At 70.1% G+C, this 18,536-nt stretch carries 13 protein-coding genes, 1 tRNA gene and 1 pseudogene; 5 read left to right on the top strand and 10 right to left on the bottom strand.

Annotated elements, in window-relative coordinates; translation table 11 throughout:
- Window positions 1-6: 6 nt before the first annotated feature.
- A complete protein-coding gene (locus EZM51_RS09335; RefSeq protein ID WP_136707978.1) occupies window positions 7-1,143 on the bottom strand; it encodes an endonuclease/exonuclease/phosphatase family protein in 1,137 nt (378 codons plus the stop codon).
- A 114-nt stretch (window positions 1,144-1,257) separates the two neighbouring features.
- On the opposite strand from EZM51_RS09335, the gene EZM51_RS09330 reads away from it, so the two are divergent.
- Both EZM51_RS09330 and EZM51_RS09325 read left to right on the top strand, forming a co-directional pair.
- Window positions 1,258-2,943 carry an alkaline phosphatase D family protein gene (locus EZM51_RS09330; RefSeq protein WP_136707977.1) on the top strand — a complete coding sequence of 562 codons (1,686 nt, stop codon included), beginning with the start codon at window positions 1,258-1,260 and terminating at the stop codon, window positions 2,941-2,943.
- 15 nt (window positions 2,944-2,958) lie between these two features.
- Window positions 2,959-3,207 (top strand): annotated as a pseudogene (locus EZM51_RS09325) (DUF1653 domain-containing protein); the annotation flags it as partial.
- 48 nt (window positions 3,208-3,255) lie between these two features.
- On the opposite strand, the gene EZM51_RS09320 reads toward EZM51_RS09325, so the two are convergent.
- Window positions 3,256-4,380, bottom strand: coding sequence for an aminopeptidase P family protein (locus tag EZM51_RS09320; RefSeq protein WP_136707976.1), 1,125 nt, complete (start codon window positions 4,378-4,380; stop codon window positions 3,256-3,258).
- Between the two features lie 196 nt (window positions 4,381-4,576).
- Between EZM51_RS09320 and EZM51_RS09315 the strand changes: the two genes are divergently transcribed.
- Both EZM51_RS09315 and EZM51_RS09310 read left to right on the top strand, forming a co-directional pair.
- The gene (locus tag EZM51_RS09315; RefSeq protein ID WP_136707975.1) at window positions 4,577-5,920 is read left to right on the top strand and encodes a cation:proton antiporter; all 1,344 of its coding nucleotides are present in this window, start codon (window positions 4,577-4,579) and stop codon (window positions 5,918-5,920) included.
- An 8-nt stretch (window positions 5,921-5,928) separates the two neighbouring features.
- On the top strand, window positions 5,929-6,606 hold the full coding sequence (locus EZM51_RS09310) for a hypothetical protein (RefSeq protein ID WP_136707974.1): 678 nt from the start codon (window positions 5,929-5,931) through the stop codon (window positions 6,604-6,606).
- On the opposite strand, the gene EZM51_RS09305 is transcribed toward EZM51_RS09310, so the two are convergent.
- Genes EZM51_RS09305 through EZM51_RS09285 form a run of 5 tightly spaced genes read right to left on the bottom strand, consistent with a single transcriptional unit; the run spans window position 6,603 to window position 15,572 of the window.
- Window positions 6,603-9,506, bottom strand: a complete 2,904-nt coding sequence (locus EZM51_RS09305; protein ID WP_136707973.1) for an arylsulfatase — start codon at window positions 9,504-9,506, stop codon at window positions 6,603-6,605. The genes EZM51_RS09310 and EZM51_RS09305 overlap by 4 nt on opposite strands.
- Window positions 9,507-9,566: 60 nt before the next feature.
- Complete coding sequence (locus EZM51_RS09300; RefSeq protein WP_136707972.1) at window positions 9,567-10,478, bottom strand: SMP-30/gluconolactonase/LRE family protein; 912 nt, start codon at window positions 10,476-10,478, stop codon at window positions 9,567-9,569.
- Between the two features lie 11 nt (window positions 10,479-10,489).
- Window positions 10,490-12,181, bottom strand: a complete 1,692-nt coding sequence (locus EZM51_RS09295) for an FAD-dependent oxidoreductase (protein ID WP_136707971.1) — start codon at window positions 12,179-12,181, stop codon at window positions 10,490-10,492.
- Between the two features lie 59 nt (window positions 12,182-12,240).
- The gene (zwf, locus tag EZM51_RS09290; protein ID WP_211195870.1) at window positions 12,241-13,695 is read right to left on the bottom strand and encodes a glucose-6-phosphate dehydrogenase; all 1,455 of its coding nucleotides are present in this window, start codon (window positions 13,693-13,695) and stop codon (window positions 12,241-12,243) included.
- Window positions 13,692-15,572, bottom strand: a complete 1,881-nt coding sequence (locus EZM51_RS09285; protein WP_211195869.1) for a glycoside hydrolase family 15 protein — start codon at window positions 15,570-15,572, stop codon at window positions 13,692-13,694. Before EZM51_RS09285 ends, zwf begins: the two co-directional genes overlap by 4 nt.
- Before the next feature lie 143 nt (window positions 15,573-15,715).
- Here EZM51_RS09285 and EZM51_RS09280 point away from each other — a divergent pair.
- Window positions 15,716-15,797: transfer RNA gene (locus tag EZM51_RS09280), tRNA-Leu, on the top strand.
- Between the two features lie 49 nt (window positions 15,798-15,846).
- On the opposite strand, the gene EZM51_RS09275 is transcribed toward EZM51_RS09280, so the two are convergent.
- The 3 genes from EZM51_RS09275 to EZM51_RS09265 all read right to left on the bottom strand — a co-directional run bounded on the left by EZM51_RS09275 (window position 15,847) and on the right by EZM51_RS09265 (window position 18,488).
- Complete coding sequence (locus tag EZM51_RS09275; RefSeq protein ID WP_248305556.1) at window positions 15,847-17,163, bottom strand: FAD-binding oxidoreductase; 1,317 nt, start codon at window positions 17,161-17,163, stop codon at window positions 15,847-15,849.
- The gene (locus EZM51_RS09270; RefSeq protein WP_136707969.1) at window positions 17,160-17,789 is read right to left on the bottom strand and encodes a dihydrofolate reductase family protein; all 630 of its coding nucleotides are present in this window, start codon (window positions 17,787-17,789) and stop codon (window positions 17,160-17,162) included. Before EZM51_RS09270 ends, EZM51_RS09275 begins: the two co-directional genes overlap by 4 nt.
- Before the next feature lie 78 nt (window positions 17,790-17,867).
- Window positions 17,868-18,488 carry a TetR/AcrR family transcriptional regulator gene (locus EZM51_RS09265; RefSeq protein ID WP_136707968.1) on the bottom strand — a complete coding sequence of 207 codons (621 nt, stop codon included), beginning with the start codon at window positions 18,486-18,488 and terminating at the stop codon, window positions 17,868-17,870.
- Between the last annotated feature and the right edge of the window lie 48 nt (window positions 18,489-18,536).

Here is an 18,536-nt window from a genome sequence, read left to right as displayed (position 1 = left end):
CGCGCCTCACGGCGCGCCGCTGATGTCCCGCAGGTAGTCGTCGGAGAAGTCGGTCTCGATCTCGACCCAGAGCGGGCTGTGATCCGACATCTGCCAGGTGCGCCAACGCTGGTATCGCTTGAGCTCGGAGAGGTTCTTCGGCGTCTTCGGCACCAGGTCGGCGTAGAGCGGCAGGTCGGCGTCGGTGAACACGTCCTGGTAGAGGTCGAGGATCCCGCCGTCGGTCACCTTGAACCGCGGGTCCTTCACGCGAACCGCGATCTGGTCGTAGAAGTGGTTGCGATCGGTGAGGTGCGCGCCGTCGATCTGCTCGGGCACTCTGAACTTCTTCGCGGTGAGCGCCTGCATGGTCTCGTGCTCGGGGCTGACCACGTTGAAGTCGCCGAGCAGCACGTAGTTCTCGGCCTGCTGCGGCGGAACGCCCTTGCTCTCCTTGTCGTGCCGCTTGGCGAAGAACGACACCAGCGCCTTGATCTCGCCGATGCGCTGCTGCAGCGCCTGCCCTGAGTCCTTGCCGTAGTAGATGTGCACGGTGCAGAGGTTGAACCGGAACCAGCCCGCCTGGAACGCGACCAGGAACGGCGTGCGGGCGAACTGCTGCCCCTCCATCTGCTCGGGCTTCGTCGTCGGCAGGTCTGGAACCAGGGATCGCTCGGCGCTGCCCTGTTCGTCGGGTGGCCGCACGGCCCTCGCGGGCACCACGAGCTGACCCTTCGGGAGCACGATCTCGCCGGCGATGTTGCGGAACCACACCTTGTCGCGGTTGAACAGGAACGCCATGCGTTCGCCGTTGCCCCGGCTCCCCTCGGTCGTGTCGGTGAGCAGGTAGTTCCAGTTGCGGCCGAGGATACCCACCAGCCGCTCGAAGTCGTCGAGATCCTGGTTGACCTCCTGCAGGGCGATGAGGTCGAAGCACGAGGCGACCTCGGCGAGGTAGTAGAACGACTCGTCGAGGCGCCCGGCCGGGTTGAACTTGTTCGACCCCAGGTCGCGGATGTTCCAGGTCGCGAGCAGGATCGACGAGTCCTTGCGCTTGGCCCGCAGCGGTGCGAGCGACGCCCGCATCGTCACGAGCCGTTCGGCGCAGCGTTGGCGCATCGCGGCATCCCTGATCCTCCGGACACCCGTGTACATGTTCGACATGGCAGCCCCCCAACCGCTCGTCTCGGGGTGCACGCTACTCCTGACGCCGGGCGCAGCACCACCCACCGAGTCAACCCGTGGCAGCGGGATGCACCGGCGGGTAGAACAGAACACATGGTGACATCGCCGCTCGTGCTGGGCCCGATGCTGCGATACGTCGACGAGACGTCCGCCAGCGTCTGGGTCGAGACGCGAGCGGATTCCCGGGTGAGCGTGCACCTGGGCGACCGCGTATGGCAGGCTCGCACGTTCGCCGTGCACGGCCACCACTACGCGCTCGTCGAGGTCGACGGCCTCGACGCGGGCTCGGAGCATCCGTACCGCGTCGAGATCGACGGCGAGCAGGTCTGGCCCGAACCCGACTCCGACCACCCGCCACCCCTGATCGTCACGCGCACGCCCGGCCGGCCCCTGCGGATGGCCTACGGCTCATGCCGCACGAGCGTGCCGCACGACCGCACCGGCAACCGCACGCACGGCGTCGATTCGATGCGCGCATACGCGCTCGCGATGGCGGAGGGCAGCGACATCCGACCCGACCTGCTGCTCTTCCTCGGCGACCAGGTGTACGCCGACCTCACGTCGAAGGCGATGCAGGACTTCATCCGCGAACGGCGCGACATCCGGAAGGAACCCGGAAAGGAACTGAAGGACTTCGAGGAGTACGCCCATCTCTACCGGCTGGCGTGGTCGGATGACGCGAACCGCTGGCTGCTCTCGACCGTGCCGACCGCCATGATCTTCGACGACCACGACGTGCGCGACGACTGGAATGCCTCGCTCGACTGGAAGAAGAAGATGGAGGCCACGTCGTGGTGGCACGGCCGCATCGTGGCCGGCCTCGCGTCGTACTGGGTGTACCAGCACCTCGGTAACCTGTCGCCGCAAGAGCGTGCACGAGACCAGCTGTGGCAACGCGTGGCCGGTCACCGCGGCGACGACGAGCTCGACCTCAGCGACGCGCTCGACGCGTTCGCCGATCGTGCCGACCAGGACCCGACCAGCTTCCGCTGGAGCTACGCGCGCGACATCGACGACGTGCGCCTCATCGTGGTCGACTCGCGAGCCGCGCGCGACCTCACGCCGGACGCACGGGGCCTCCTCGACGCCGAGGAGCTCGCCTGGTTCGACGAGCAGCTGCGCGGCGGATTCCGGCACGTGCTCGTGGCCACCTCGTTGCCATTCCTCCTGCCCATGGGCCTGCACCACGTCGAGGCCTGGGACGAAGCGATCGCCCAGGGCGCCTGGGGCCGGGCGGCCGCCTGGATCGGCGAACGCCTGCGCCAGGCCGTCGACCTGGAGCACTGGGCGGTGTTCCAGAACAGCTTCCAGGCGGTGGCACGCATGGTGACCGAGGTCGCCGACGGCGAGCGCGGCCCGGCGCCCCAGTCCGTCACGTTCCTGTCAGGCGACGTGCACTACTCGTACCTCGCCGAGGTCGAACGCGACGGCGGCGGGCGCATCCTGCAGTCGGTCTGCTCGCCCGTGCGCAACCCGCTCCCCCGCTTCCTGCGCTGGTTCGCGGTGGTCATGTCGTACGGTGCCGCGACCCCGGTTGGCGCTGCGGCGGCTCGTTCGGTGAAGGTTCCGGATGCCCCGTTCCGCTGGCACACCGTGAAGGGTCCGTGGTTCGACAACAACCTGGCCCTGCTGCAGGACGGGCCCGACGGCCTGAAGCTCACATGGCACACGGGCAAGGTGGACGACGGCGACGAGCGGCACCCGCGACTCGAGGAGGTGGCATCGGTCACCGTGCCGGCAGCCGGCGGAGCAGCGATCGAGGGGTGGGGCCGCCGCTGACGCCGCGGACGACGGATGCCGCGAGCCACGCGGCATCCGTACGATGACCCCATGAGCGAACCCACCGCCGCATCGCCGACGCGGCTCGAGCCCGGCGTCTACGAGCACTACAAGGGCGCCCGCTACGAGGTACTCCTCGTCGCGCGGCACAGCGAGACCGAGGAGGAGCTCGTCGTCTACCGGCAGCTGTACGGCGACCACGGCGCGTGGGTGCGCCCGCTCGCGATGTTCCTCGAGACCGTGGAGGTGGAGGGCCGCGCGGTGCCGCGGTTCCGGCGGGTGGAAGCGACGGCCCGACTCCGGCGGCGCCGGCTACTCGACGATGTGGAGGCCGTGGTCGGTGGTGTTCAAGCGCTCGCCGCCCGTGTCGGTGACCGTGACGATGTCCTCGATTCGCACGCCGAAGCGCCCGGTGAGGTAGATGCCCGGCTCGATCGAGAAGCACATCCCGGGTCGGAGCGGCTGCTCCTCGCCCTCCACGATGTACGGCGGCTCATGCGTGGTCACGCCGATGCCGTGGCCCGTGCGGTGGATGAACGCCTCGCCGTACCCCGCGTCGGTGATGACCGCCCGGGCGATCCGGTCGATCTCCTGGCACGGCACTCCCGGACGCACCGCCTCGAACGCCGTCTGCTGCGCTCGCCTGACGACGTCGTGCACCTCCCGCACCTGCGCCGACGGTTCCCCGACGCAGACCGTGCGAGTCGTGTCCGACCCGTACCCGTGCATGAGGCCGCCGAAGTCCAGCACGACCGCATCGCCCTGCTCGATCACGCGATCGCCCGCCTCGTGGTGCGGGTTCGCCCCGTTCGGGCCTGAACCGACCACGGTGAAGTCGACCTGCTCGTGCCCGAATTCGCGCAGGAGCATGGCGAGGTCTGCCGCCACCTCCGTCTCGCGCCGACCGGCGAACCGCACGTTCACGATCTCTCCGTAGGTCGCGTCGGCAGCGGCGCCCGCCGCCGCGAGACGGGCGAGTTCGTCGTCGTCCTTGATCGCTCGCATCATCGGCAGGCCCTGGCTCAGCGCCCGGTACCGAGTGTCGGGCAGGGCCGACTGCAGCCCGAGCAGGTGCATCGCCCACGCCGAATCGGAGATGCCGAACCGCCCGTCAGGCCGCAGCAGTCGAGCTGCCGACGCGTAGGGGTCCGCGCCGTCGGCCCAGTCGACGATGCCCACGCTCGCCGAACCCTCGGCGGCCTCGGCATCGGGTCGCTCCAGCGCGGGCACGAGCAGCGTCGGGCGCGCGTCGGGCAGCAGGACCAGCATCGTCAATCGCTCCGTGAGGGCGGTGGGCCGATAGCCCGTGAGCCACACCAGGTCGGGCCCGGGCGTCACGATGACGCCGTCAAGACCCGCAGCGCGGGAGTCGTCGACCACGCGAGCCATCCGGGCCGCATAGTCGTCGCTCGTGAACGGAACGGGTGCCGAGCTCATCGGTCGATTCATCGCCTACCTCCTGCGAAACATGTTTGCATCCCACCCCGCCGCACCGCCCGTCGGGGCCGAACGTCCCGCCGCGACGGAGTGACAGGACCAATGGCCCGTGCCTGCCGTCGGCCCTTGGAGATGCTGAGATCACGTCGGCATGGGAGTGGTGCGTCGCAGGGCCACGCAATGGGGCGAGGTGGGAATGGACGCGGTGGCGGTGCTGCTGGTGCTGGCGGCGATCTTCCTCTGGGGAACCGTCGCGGCCCGGTTGGAGCGAGCCGACCTCGCCGCCCCGATCGTCTTCACCGCCCTCGGCGCGGGCCTGGTGGGCCTCGGGCTGGTCGACGCCGCCGCGGCTCCGGAGACGCTGAAGCCGCTGGCGGAGGTCGCCCTGGTATGGGTGCTGTTCTCCGATGCCGCACGGGTGCGTGTGCAGGACCTGCGCGCCGACCTCGGACGGTACTCCCGCCTGCTCGGCATCGGCCTGCCCCTCACCATCCTCGCCGGGTGGGGCCTGGCGAGATGGCTGTTCCCGGAGCTCGACGGCTGGCTCGCACTGCTGGTCGCCGCGGCGCTGGCCCCCACCGATGCGGCGCTCGGCGTGCCCGTCGTGACGAACCCGGCCGTGCCGTCGAGGATACGTCGGCTGATCACCGTTGAGAGCGGTTTGAACGACGGCATCGCGACGCCTGTCGTGATGTTCGCGATCGCCGGTGCGGCGGCCGTCGAGGGAGTGGAGGGCGCAGCGGGCCTCGGCACGGCCCTCGCGCAGCTCGCGATCGGCGCGCTCATCGGCGTCGTGATCGGCGGCGCGGGCGGCGCCCTGTTGCGCCTGACGCGCCGCAAGGGATGGGTCGCCGAGGACTTCGCAGGGGTCGCCGTGCTGGCGCTCGCCCTCACCGCCTACCTGGTGGCCATCGCCGTCGGCGGTAACGGGTTCGTGGCGGCGTTCTGCGGCGGGCTGGCCTTCGGCGCCACCGCCGGGCGACGCGGCCGGGCGGAACTGGTGTTCCTCGAGCAGGCGAGCGGGCTGGTCTCACTTCTGGTCTGGCTGGCCTTCGGGGCGATCGCGATCCCGATCCTCCTGGACGGCCTCAGCCCGATGCTGGTGCTGTACGCCGTCCTGAGCCTCACCATCGTGCGCATGGTCCCGGTCGCGATCGCGACGATCGGATCCGGTCTCGACCGCAACACGGTGCTGTTCGTCGGCTGGTTCGGCCCGAGGGGGCTCGCATCGCTGGTGTTCGCGCTCCTCGCGTTGGAGGAACTCGGCGAATCCGACGCCGCGCTCGCCGTCACCGTCATCGCGGCGACGGTCTTCCTCAGCGTCATCGCGCACGGGGCCAGCGCCGCACCCCTCGCGGCGCGCTACGGTCGTGCGGCGGCGGCACGTGGGCCCGAGCCGGGCGGCGCGGTCGCCGACGTGGCCGTGCGCGGACTGCCGCGTCGTCATCCCAAGGCTCCCTTGGTCGACGACGCTGCGCCGCCGACTCGCGACGGAAGAGGCGGAGAACGCGACGGAAAAGGCGAAGAAGAGGAAGACTGAGGAGCGCCATGACGGATGATCTCGCGGCAGGAACGACCGAACCCCCGGTTCCGACTCCTCCCTTCTGGCGGACACGGCGCGGGGCGGCGATCGCGGGAATCGCGTTCGCGCTCCTGCTCATGGCGGCGATGATCCTCATGCGCCTCGCAGCCTCGGGAGGTGGGTTCGAGGAGTTCCGGTCGGATGCGGCGCGGAGGACCCTCATCCTGTGGGGCCTCAATCTGGTGCCCTTCGCGGGCATCGCGTTCCTGTGGTTCATCGGCGTGGTGCGCGAGCAGCTGGCCGAGATCGAGGACCGGCTGTTCTCGACCGTCTTCCTCGGCAGCGGCCTGCTGTTCCTCAGCATGGTGTTCATGGGAGCCGTGACATCGGTCAGCATGCTGGAGATGGTCGACAGCCCGAATGCCGATGCCGATCTGTGGGCATTCAGCCGGACGAGCACCGAAACGCTCATCTCGGTGTACGCGATGCGGATGGCGGCGGTGTTCACCCTCTCGGTGAGCACCGTCGGGCTGCGGACCTCATCGGTGCCTCGATGGGTGTTCTACCTCGGGTACCTCATCGCATTGGTCCTGCTCGTCGCCTCCGGCGAGCGCCAGTGGACCCCGCTGCTCTTCCCCGCGTGGGTCCTGCTCCTCAGCGTCATCCTGTTGTTCCGCCGCCCCGGGCGCCGCGGAACGCGCTAGCCCGCCGCCCCCGAGCCGACCCCGGCGGCGCCGGCGGCGTGGTGGAACTGCCGCTCGACCGAGTGGGGTGCGGGCTTGAGGTCGAACACGACCGTGTGGACGGCTCCCGTGAACGCATAGGGCGCCTGCTCTTTGTAGGCGGCATCGACGACGAGCCCGTTGTCGCGCCCGATGTCCATGCCGGAGTAGGAGCTGAACGCGACCGGCACGGTGCGGTCGATGCGGCCCTCGCCGATCTTCGTCCCGTTCGCCCACAGCGACGCCGTGCCGCCCGTGCCCGGCTTGAGCTCGTCGGCGTCGAACTGCATCCGCACCGCGACTCTCCCCGTCGGCAGTGGCTCGGTCGAGACCTGCCGGTACTGCTCGACGCCGAGCATCGAGTAGGTATGGTGCAGGAGCCCGTCGCCGTCGACCCAGAGCGCGAACCCGCCGATCTCGTCGGCGTTCGCCACGATCACACCCTCGGCACCGCCCTCGGGCACGACGAGTTCGCCCTCGATGGCGTAGGAGCGCCCGTAGATGCGGGGGATCATGCCGCGCTGCACGTTCTGGACGTCGCCGTGGAAGGTGAACCGGGTCGTGGTGGGCAGCGGCGGGAGGATGCCGAAGAAGACCGACATTCCGCCGAGCAGGGGCAGGACCCGGTTGCGCTCGGCCTCCTGCCAGAAGAGTTCCTTCAGCTCGGCGAGCTTCTCGGGCTGCTCGGCGGCGAGATCGTGCGCCTGGGTGAAGTCGTCGGGGAGGAAGTAGAGCTCCCAGGTGTCCTGTTCGGGGTCGTACACGCCCGGTGCGAGCTTCGCGATGGTCGCGGGTGAGAAGTCCCACGGGATCCGGTCGAGCCGGGCGCAGGCCCACCAGCCGTCCTTGTAGATCGCGCGGTTGCCCATCGACTCGAAGTACTGCACCGTGTGGCGCTCCTCGGCGGCCGCGTCGTCGAAGGTGTGGGCGAAGCTCGTACCATCCATCGGCTCCTGCTGAATGCCGTCGACCGACTTCGCCTCGGGCAGCCCGACCGCTTCGAGGATGGTGGGACCCACGTCGATCACGTGCGTGAACTGCGAGCGCAGCTCGCCGCCCCCCGGAATGCGATCGGGCCACGCGACGACCATCGGGTTGCGCGTGCCGCCGAGATGGCTGCCCGTCTGCTTGCCCCACTTGAACGGGGTGTTCCCGGCCCAGCCCCACGCCGCGGCGTAGTGCGGTGCGGTGTCGACGCCGCCGAGCTCCTCGATGCCGCCGTGCCGGTCGATCAGCTCGAGCTGCTGCTCGGGCGTCAGCGGAACTCCGTTGAGGAAGGTGAGCTCGTTGAACGACCCCGTGATGGTGCCCTCCATGCTCGCGCCGTTGTCACCCCAGATGTAGAAGATGAGCGTGTTGTCGAGGTCGCCCATCTCGTCGATCGAGTCGATGAGCCGCCCGACGTTCCAGTCGGCGTTCTCGGAGTAGCCCGCGAACACCTCCATCTGGCGCACGTAGAGCGTCTTCTCGGCGTCCGACAGCGAGTCCCACGCGGGGAACAGGTCGGGTCGCTCGGTGAGCTCGGCGTCCTGCGGCACGATGCCGAGCTCCTTCTGCCGCGCGAACACCGTCTTGCGGTACTCGTCCCAGCCGGCGTCGAACTTCCCCTTGTATCGGTCGGCCCACTCCGATTGCACGTGGTGCGGAGCGTGCGCGCAGCCGGTGGAGTAGTACATGAACCACGGCTTGTCCTGGCTCTGCGCACGCACGGCATGCAGCCACTCGACGGCCTTGTCGGTGATGTCGTCGGGGAAGTAGTACTGCTTCCCGTCGGCACCCTCCGGGACGCCGAGCGTCGCGTTGTCCTGGGTGATGATCGGGTCGTACTGCCCCGCGGCGCCGCTCAGGAAGCCCCACCAGTGGTCGAAGCCCCAGCCGCTCGGCCAGCGGTCGAACGGGCCGGCGGCACCCTGCAGGTTGTCCGGCGTGAGGTGCCACTTGCCGAAGCCGCCCGTCACGTATCCGTTGTCCTTGAGGACCCGTGCGACGGGTGCGCAGCTCTTCGGCACCGCGGCCGTGTAGCCGGGGAACGGCCCGGGGTACTCGGCGATCGAGCCGAAGCCGACTCGATGCTGGTTGCGCCCGGTCAGGAGCGCCGCTCGCGTCGGCGAGCAGATCGCCGTCACGTGGAAGCGGTTGTACGTGAGGCCCATCTGCTGCACGCGCGTCATGGTCGGCGTGTCGATCGGTCCGCCGAACGTGCTCGGGTTGCCGAAGCCGGCGTCGTCGATGAGCACGACGAGCACGTTCGGCGCGCCCGCGGGCGGCTTCGGCGTCATGACGACGGTCCAGTCGGCCACCGACTGGTCGATGGTGCGGCCGGCCGTGCCGCCGAACGCCGGGTCCTTCAACGGCAGCACCGTACGGTCGGGCGCGAACTTGCCAGCCGCCTCGGCGAGCGACGCCTTCAGCCGACCGAGGCTGTGGCCGTCGGACTGCGCGATCGACTTCGCCGGCGATCCCGGAAGCGCCCGCTCGACCGCGAGCCGGTGCTCGTCGTCGAACACGGCGACGATGCCCGCCCGCCCGGGAGGCAGGTTCGCGCCGATGCTGTCAGCGATTCCGCTCTTCAGGCGGTGGTCGGTGAAGACGCCCGCCAGGGCGCCGCCCGCCGCACCGACGGCGATCGCGGGGATCAACGCGGGCGCGAACAGACCCACCGCGAGTCCGACACCCGCGCCCCAGCCAGCACCCCTGCGACCGAGGTGGTCGCCCGTGTCGGCGACGGTCACCTCGCCGTCGGCCTCGTGCACCACGAGGATCGCGCCCTCGATCCGCACCGTCTTCGCCCTCACGAGCTCGACGAGCGCGTCGAAGTCCCGTCGGGCCGTCTCGATGTCCGGATATCCGGCCACCAGCACGTCCATCATCTGCTCATCCATTTCGTCCCCCTTGTTCTCCCTCGCCCGCAGGCACGTCGAATCCGATGCGGTGCGGCGATGTCAGCCCGACATCGCGCCCCACCACGCCGGATCCGGTCTGAACGGGGCGGCCGGCGTCCCCGTGGCATCCGTCTCGAACCGGTACACGACCCCCGCCGCCGGCTCGGCCCGACGTTGATGGTCGGACCAGTTCTCGGTCGCGGTCGTCACGTAGAGGCGCCGCAGGCCCGGCCCCGCGAAGGCGCAGCAGGTGGACTGCGCGGCCGGCACGCTGAGCACCTGACGCAGTTCGCCGTCGGGCGCGTAGTGGTGCACGCGCCCTCCGCCGTAGATCGCCACCCAGAGGCCCCCGGATGCATCGATAGTCATGCCGTCGGGCGAACCGACCTCCTCGGGCACCGACACGAGCACGCGCCCGTCGGAGACGGTGCCCTCTGCGCCGTCGAACGCGAAGGCGCGCACCACGCGCGGCCCGCTGTCGACGAGGTACATCGTGCGCCCGTCGGGACTCCAGCCCAGCCCGTTCGAGATCGTGAGGTTGCGCAGCACGACCTCGACGGCGCCCGACCGATCGAGGCGGTAGAGCGCGCCCCCGCCCTCGTGGTGGTCGTCGGCGAGGGTGCCCGCCCAGAACCGACCCTGCGGATCGCAGGCGGCGTCGTTCATCCGGGTGCCCTCGTCGACGACGTCGGCGAGCACCGTGCGCAGCGCGCCGTCGGGACGCAGGTGCAGGAATCCGCGTCCCGCGGCGAGGATCCAACCGTCGTCGCCCTCGACCGGCGCGATCGCGCCCACCGTGCCGGGCACGTCGTACGCAGTGACAGCGATGAGCGCACCGTCGTCGTCGACCCGGTCGCGGAACACCCGTCCGGCGAGGATGTCGACCCGCAGCAGCTCGCCGTAGCGATCGTCCCACCGGGCGCCCTCGCCGAGCACGGTCTGCTCGGTCGTGACGGCGACAGCCTGCGACATCCGCCTCACCTTCACTTCATCGACACGATCGCGCGCGACAGCATTCCGCCCGAGACCACGTGCGCATCGACGCCCCGCTGGCGCAGGAGCCGCGCCGCGGTGTAGGCCCGCTGGCCCGACCGGCACACCACGTGCACGGCCCGGTCGTGCGGGAGCTCGTCGATCCGGTCGCGCAACTCGCCCATCGGGATGTTCACAGCCTCCGGCACGCGCTCGACCGCGAGCTCGGGCTTCTCGCGCACGTCGAGCACGTAGTTGTCGCCCAGGGCCTCCCAGTGGCTGAGCGGCAGGTCGCCGCGCAGCACGTCGGCGGCCACCATGCCCGCGAAGTTGATCGGGTCCTTCGCGCTGCCGTACGGCGGCGAGTAGCAGAGCTCGGCCTGTTCGAGGTCGTACACGGTTGCGCCGAGCTGGATCGCCAGGGCGATGTGGCTGATGCGCTTGTCGACTCCGTCCTCGCCCGCGGCCTGCGCGCCGAGCACGCGTCCGTCGGACTTGCGGAAGATGAGCTTCATCGCGATGGGCCGCGCGCCCGGGTAGTAGCCGGCGTGCGAGTTCGGGTAGAGGTAGACCTTCTCGTAGTCGGTGTCGCCGAGGCGGTTGAGCGTCTTCTCGCTCGCTCCCGTCCAGGCGATGGCGTCGCCGAACAGACCGACGATCGAGGTGCCCTGCGTTCCGCGGAACGCCGAGTCACGCCCCGCGATCACGTCGGCCGCGATGCGGGCCTGCCGGTTCGCGGGCCCCGCGAGCGCGATGAGGCTCCACTCCCCCGTCACGAAGTCGCGCACCTCGACGGCGTCGCCGACGGCGAAGATGTCGGGGTCGCTGGTGCGCATGTGCTCGTCGACCCGGATGCCGCCGCGCTCGCCGATCTCGAGGCCGGCCTGCTGCGCGAGCTCGGTCTCGGGCCGCACGCCGAGTGAGAGGATCGCGAGGTCGGCCGGGAACGTCTTTCCCGACTGCGTCGTGACGGTGAGCGCCTCGCCCTCGTCGTTCCGTTCGAACCGGGCCACCCCGTCGCCGACGATGACATGCACGCCGTGCAGCTCGAGGAAGTTGCGCACGAGGTTGCCGTACTCGAGGTCGAGCGGGGTGAGCACCTGGTCGGCCAGCTCCAGCACGGTCACGTCGAAGCCGCGCGAGACGAGGTTCTCGGCCATCTCGAGGCCGATGAACCCGCCGCCCACGACGACGGCATGCATCTTCGGCCGAACCGTCTGGAATCCGGAGTACTTCTCCATGCCGGCGAGGAAGCTCGTGCCCCGCTCGATCCACTGCCGGATCTCGTGCGCGTCGGGCACGGTGCGCACCTGGAAGATCCCGGGCAGGTCGATGCCGGGGATCGGCGGTCGGATGGAGCGCGCCCCGGGCGCCAGCACGAGCTTGTCGTACGACTCGGTCGTGACCTCGCCGGTCGCGACATCCTTCAGGTCGACGGTCTTCGCCGCCGGGTCGACGCGCACCGCCTCGCACCCGGTGCGACAGTCCACGCGGAAGTGCTCACGGAACAGGCGCTCGCTCGCCACCAGGAGGTCCGACTCGTGTTCGATCACGTCGCCGACGTGGTATGGCAGCCCGCAGTTCGCGAACGACACGTACGGGCCCTTCTCGACCATGACGATCTCGGCGTCCTCGTCCAGTCGTCGCAGTCGCGCGGCACATGATGCCCCGCCCGCGACTCCGCCTACGATGATGACCTTCATCGGTTCACTCCTTGCTTCTTCGTGTGTCTCGCCCGTCGGGCCCCGTGGTGGCTCTGCGTTCAGAGCCACGGATCGCGCCAGCCGCCGTGGTCGGCGACGAGCGCATCGGCGTCGTACGGGCCCCACGTGCCCGGCGCGTACGGGCGCGCCGGCGGTGGGTCGTCGATGAGCGGCTGCATGATCCGCCATGCCTCCTCGACCGTGTCCTGGCGCCCGAAGCGTGCGCTGCGACCCTCGATCGCGGCGAGCAGGAGCACCTCGTACGGGGTCGGGCCCTCGCCGCCCTTCGTCGCGAACTCCATTTCGAGCTCGACGGAACTCGGCGTCGCGGCATCCGCTCGCTGCGCGTTCAGCACGATGCGCACGCCCGTCGACGGGTCGAGCCGGATCACGAGCTGGTCGGGTTCGCTGTCGGCGCGACGCAACCCGAACCCGAGCTTCGGCGAGTGCCTGAAGACCAGCCGAACCTCGGTCTGGGTGACGGGAAGCAGCTTGCCGGTGCGGATGAAGAAGGGCACGCCCGACCAGCGCCAGTTCTCGATCTCGAGCTCGAGCGCGCAGAAGGTCTCGGTGGTGGAGTCGGCGGCGACGCCGTCGACCTCGCGATACCCGTCGAACTGGCCGCGCACATACCGCTTGGGGTCGGCCTCGACGACGGACTTGAACAACGACGTCTGCATGTCCTTGATGGTCTCGACGTCGCCGTGCGACGGCGCCTCCATCGCGACGGCCGCGAGCAGCTGCATCAGGTGGTTCACGACGACGTCGCGCAGCGCGCCGACCGGCTCGTAGAAGCTGCCGCGCCCCGCGATGCCGAAGTCCTCGGCCATGGTGATCTGCACGCAGTCGAGGTAGTTGCGGTTCCACACGGGCTCGAGCATCGTGTTCGCGAACCGCAGGTAGAGGATCTCCTCGAGGCCCATCTTCCCGAGGTAGTGATCGATGCGGTACAGCTGCGACTCGTCGACGTACTCGTGCAGCTCGGCGGCGAGCGCACGGGCCGACGCGAAGTCATGCCCGAACGGCTTCTCGATGACGAACCGCCCGCCGGCCGTCAGGCCGACGCCGGCCAGTCCCTTCACGACCGTCGCGAACAGGCTCGGCGGGGTCTCGAGGTAGTACACCGGGGTGCGCGCGCCGCCGATCTCCGCGGCGACCCGCTCGTAGGTGCCGGCGTCGGCGAAGTCGCCGTGCACGTAGCTCAGTCGGCGGCTGAGGCGCTCGAACACCTCGGGATCGATCTCCTCGCCGGTGCCGGCGATCGAGTCGCGGGCGCGGTCGACCAGCCGGTCCAGCGTCCAGTCGTCGAACGCCACGCCAACGATGCGGCACTCGAGGAGGCCGCGCTGCTCGAGCCGGTACAGGGAGTGGAAGGTCATGACGCGCGCGAGGTCGCCGGTGATGCCGAAGATCACGAGGACGTCGCCGCGCCCGCCGCCGGCCGTTTCCGTCTCCGCGTCCCGCGCCATGGTCTCCCCCTGCTCCCGCCTCCGGGTGGTCTCCTGATCGGTCATGCGCCGCGCCGTCCCCTCTTGAGGACCGCCTCGACGTCGCCGGCGCCGTGGTCGAGCTGGTAGTCGAGGTTCACGGCGGCGTTGATGAGGGCGAGATGGCTGAACGCCTGCGGGAAGTTGCCGAGCTGCTCGCCCGTGAGGCCGATCTCCTCGGCGTACAGCCCGAGGTGGTTCGCGTAGGTGAGCATCTTCTCGAACACGAGCTGCGCCTCGTCGAGCCGGCCGCCGCGCGCGAGCGCGTCGACGTAGAAGAACGAGCAGAGCGTGAACGTCCCCTCCGAACCGCGGAGTCCGTCCGGCGAGGCGGCCGGGTCGTAGCGGTACACGAGGCTGTCCGAAACGAGCTCCTTGTCCATCTCGTCGAGCGTCGACAGCCACATCGGATCGCGCGGCGCGACGAAGCCCATGAGCGGCATGAGCAGCAGCGATGCGTCGAGCACGTCGGTGTCGTAGTGCTGCACGAACGCTCCACGTTCGGCGTGCATGCCCCGTTCCATGACCTGCTCGTAGATGCGGTCGCGCTGCTCGATCCACGTGGCGAGCGGCGCCGGACGGCCGTGCCGGCGAGCGAGCCGGACGCCGCGATCGAGCGCGACCCAGCACATGAACCGGCCGTAGGTGAAGTCCTGCCGCCCGCCCCGGGTCTCCCAGATGCCCTCCTCGGGCTGGTCCCAGTTCTCGCAGACCCAGTTGAGCATGTCGCGGATCTGAGCCCACCCCCGGTGGGGGAGTTCGAGCCCGTGCGTGTCCGCGAGGTGGATCGCGTCCATCGCCTCGCCGTAGATGTCGAGCTGGAGCTGGTCGGCGGCCCCATTGCCGACGTGCACCGGGCTCGAGCCGCGATACCCATCCAGGTCGCCGAGGGACTCCTCGACCAGGTCCGACGAGCCGTCCACCCGGTACATGATCTTGAGCGGGCCCGAACCGGTGCCGACGCTCTCCCGGATGCGGTCCATCAGCCAGTCCACGAACGCCTCGGCTTCGTCGGTGTAGCCCAGGCCGAGCAGGGCGTAGACGGAGAAGGACGCGTCGCGCACCCAGGTGTACCGGTAGTCCCAGTTCCGCTCGCCGCCCACCTGCTCGGGGAGCGCGGCGGTCGGCGCCGCCACGAGCGCGCCTGTCGGCGCGTAGGTCATGAGCTTCAGCGTCATCGCCGACCGGGCCACCATCTCGCGCCACCGCCCGCGGTAGGTCGAGCGATTGTTCCAATCCCGCCAGTACTGGCGAGTCGAGAGGAACATGTCGACGACGTCGTCACGGGAGACCGGGCCGGGATCGCCTTCGCCCGACTCGAACACGATGCCCGTGATCTCGCCGACGTTGAGGGTGCCCGTCACGCGCAGGCCGTCATCGACGAGTTCGACATGGCCCGCGCGCTCGGTTCCGCGGAGGATGGGCTCGCCGACCCGGCGGACGGTGAGCGTCGCATCGTCGGACGAGAACACGGCGCCATCGTCGCGCAACTCGATCGTGTGCGCCGCCCGACCGTAGTCGAACCGGGGCTGGATCTCCACGACGAAGTCCATCGACCCGCGCACCACGCGGATGAGCCGCACGAGCCGGTGGCGGTCGGTCGCGGGCCCCTCCGCGACGGGCATGAAGTCGATGACCTCGCCGACGCCCGCCTCCGTCATGAATCGCGTGATGAGGATCGCGGTGTTCGGCAGGTACAACTGGCGCGTGACGTAGTCATCGCTGGCGGGGCGGACGCGACAGTACCCGCCGCGCTCCGCGTCGAGCAGCGAGGCGAACACGCTCGGCGAATCGAAGCGCGGGAAGCAGAACCAGTCGATCGTGCCGCTCGTGTCCACGAGCGCGGCGCACTGCAGGTCGCCGATCAGACCGTGATCGGCGATGTTCGGGTATTCGTCAGCCATGAGATCCCCCATCTCCCGCGACATCGTCACATCTCGCCGCAGTCGCCGAGGGGCCGAAGGTCCCGACGGACGGATGCCGCCGCCGGCCGCCAGTCGGTCGACCCGCCGTTCCGCGGGCGAACGCCTAGACTGATCGGGCACTCGCGGGAGTGGTGAAATCGGCAGACACGCAGGATTTAGGTTCCTGTGCCTTCGGGCGTGTGGGTTCAAGTCCCACCTTCCGCACTTCGGCCGAACCTGGCGACGCCGATCACGGTCGTCGCGACGTGACCGCTCAGCCCGCGGGCGGGATGTTGTGGTTGAGGTGGAAGACGTTGCCCGGGTCCCAGACGTCCTTCAGCGCCGTGAGCCGGGCGAGCTTCGCCCGCGGATACGCCATGGCGACGCCCTCGGCGCCCTCGTCGCCGAGGGCGTTGACGTACACGCCGGCCGCGAACGGCGCGAGCCGGGCCGCCGACTTCCGAGCCCGCGACATCCGCTCGGCATCTTCGGCAGGGTCCATCCAACGCGCGGCGGCGACGTACTCGAACGCCGCACCGCGGTGGCCGAACGCGGTCGCGTCGTCGTCGACGTCCGCGATCGCACCCCCGTAGGCCTGCAGGCCGCCGGCCACCGCCGGGTCGTGCTCGAGGAGCGCCTCGAGCGCGGCATCCGGCAACTCGTCGAAGCAGTGTCCCTTCCAATAGCGGCGCTGCGTGTAGCCCTCGACGTCGTCTTCACGGCGCTGCAACGCGAGATAGGAGAGCTCCACGATCCGTTCCGCCGCCGGCCGACCGAGTCCCTGCAGCGCTCGCGCGTGTCGTCGCCCTTCGTCGGGGTCGCCGACCCACACGAAGCCCACCGTCGCGATTCCGCCGAGCACGGTCGCGGCGTAGGTCGCCGCCCTCGGAGCCGTCGCACTGAGGTCGCGCCATCGGGAGAGCACACCGGCTGCCTCGCTGACGGGGAAGTCGAGTTCGACGCTGAGTGCTCGGGTGCCGACGGGATGCAGCCGGAACTCGAAGTCGGTCACGATGCCGAAGTTACCGCCACCGCCGCGCAGGCCCCAGAACAGCTCGGGATTCTCGTCCGCGGTCGCGCGCACGACCTCGCCATCGGCCGTGACCAGCTCGAAGGAGACGACGTTGTCGCACGCCAGCCCGAACCGTCGTGCCAGCCAGCCCATGCCGCCCCCGAGCGTGAGCCCGCCGACGCCGGTGTGCGAGACGTTGCCCGCCGTGGTGGCGAGCCCGTGCTCCTGCGCGGCCACGTCGAGGGCGCCGAGGAGCGCGCCTCCCTGCACCCGGGCCCGGCGCGCCGCCGGGTCGACGCGGACGGTCGCGAGCGGGGTCAGGTCGATCATCATGGCGCCATCGGCGACGGGCAGGCCGATCACGCTGTGCCCGCCGCAGCGGACGCCGATCTCGAGGCCGTGTTCGCGTGCGGCCCGGACCGCGGCCCGCACGTCGGCGACGCTCGCGCACCGCACGATCAGCCGGGGTCGCCGGTCGATCATGGCGTTCCAGACGCGGCGGGCGTCGTCGTATCCGGGATCGTCGGGCAGCAGCACCTCCCCGTCGAGGGCATCGGCGGTGAGGATGCCGCGACTCACGATCGCCCTCCCGGCCGTGCGCCGCCGGTGACGCGGTAGCGCAGGTGGACGACCCCGCCCTCCCCCTCGAGCACCCGGACTCGCTGCAGTTCCCGCTGCTCGGCGCCGAGGTGCTCGAACAGCCGCCGACCCTCCCCCATCAGGACCGGAACCAGATGGATCTCCAGCTCATCGAGGATCCCCGCGGCGAGGGCTCGCTGCGCGATGCCGGCGCCGTGCACGAGCACGTCCTTCCCGCCCGCGGCGAGTTTCGCGTCGCGCATCGCCGCCTCGAGGTCGCTCACGTAATGCACGGCGGGCCAGGCCGCCGCCCAGTCGGGCGCCGGATGCCGGCTGAGGATGTAGATCGGCACGCCGTCGTGGTGATCTCCTCCCCAGCCTCCGGCCGGTTCGAACGTGCCTCGCCCGGCGACCACGGCTCCCGTCGACATGAACTCGTCGTAGATCTGCCGGTTCACGCCGCGCAGGCGCTGCTCGGCCGCCTCGAAGTCGCCCCCTTCGGCGTCGGGGAAGATCCAGGTGTGCAGCCGGTCGCCCCCGTCGCCGAGACCGTTGTCGTGGCGCTCGTTCGGCCCCGCGATGAACCCGTCGAGGGACATCGACATGTAGAGGACGCTCGAAGCCATCTTCCACTCCCCTGATCGGCGCTGAAGCACCCCATCGCCCAGTAACCTGAACGTAGACGTTCGAATTACCTTTCGACGCTACCGGCTCGAGCCGGCCGATGGAAGGGCCGGGACGGGCTGGTCCGGTGCGCTGAACGCGGCATGGAAGATCGCACGGACGCGCCGGGCCACGTCGGGCCGCTCCGCGGCCTCGGTGCGCGAGACCACGTCGGCCAGCATCGTGACGGCCAGGAGCACGTCCTGCGTCTCGACGTGATCGGCGATGCGGCCGGCCGCGTGCTCGCGGGCGAGCAGGATCTCCGCGAGACGCCGGAGCCGCTCGCGGAGGTGGGCCACGCGGTCGTCGCGGCGGTTGAGCCAGATGAGGTCGATGAGCGCCGTCGACACGACCGCCTGGCCCACGATCGACTCGAGCAGGTCGTCGAGCGTCGCGTCGGGCGACGCCATGGCGACCTCGAGTTCGTCGAGGTTCTCGTCGAACACGGCCACGGCGAGGGCGAGCCGGTCGGGGAAGTGCCGGTAGAGGCTGCCCTGTCCGACGCCCGCCCGCTTCGCGACGGCACTGAACGGCGCCTGCAGCCCGTCGGATGCGAACACCTCGCGGGCGGCGGCGATGAGCGCGCGCCGATTCTGGGGCCCGACGCTCGGGCCGCGGTTTGCTTTGCGACTGCTGGGAATCTGCTGCTCACCCTCGGACACGGTGTAACGTTACTACCGGACATAGTTGTCCGGTAGCGTCGAACGACA

The organism is Agromyces sp. H66 (assembly GCF_004959775.1).
Classification (GTDB): Bacteria; Actinomycetota; Actinomycetes; order Actinomycetales; family Microbacteriaceae; genus Agromyces.
Note: the sequence above shows the minus strand (reverse complement) of the source record. Positions and strands in the feature narration are given on the sequence as shown.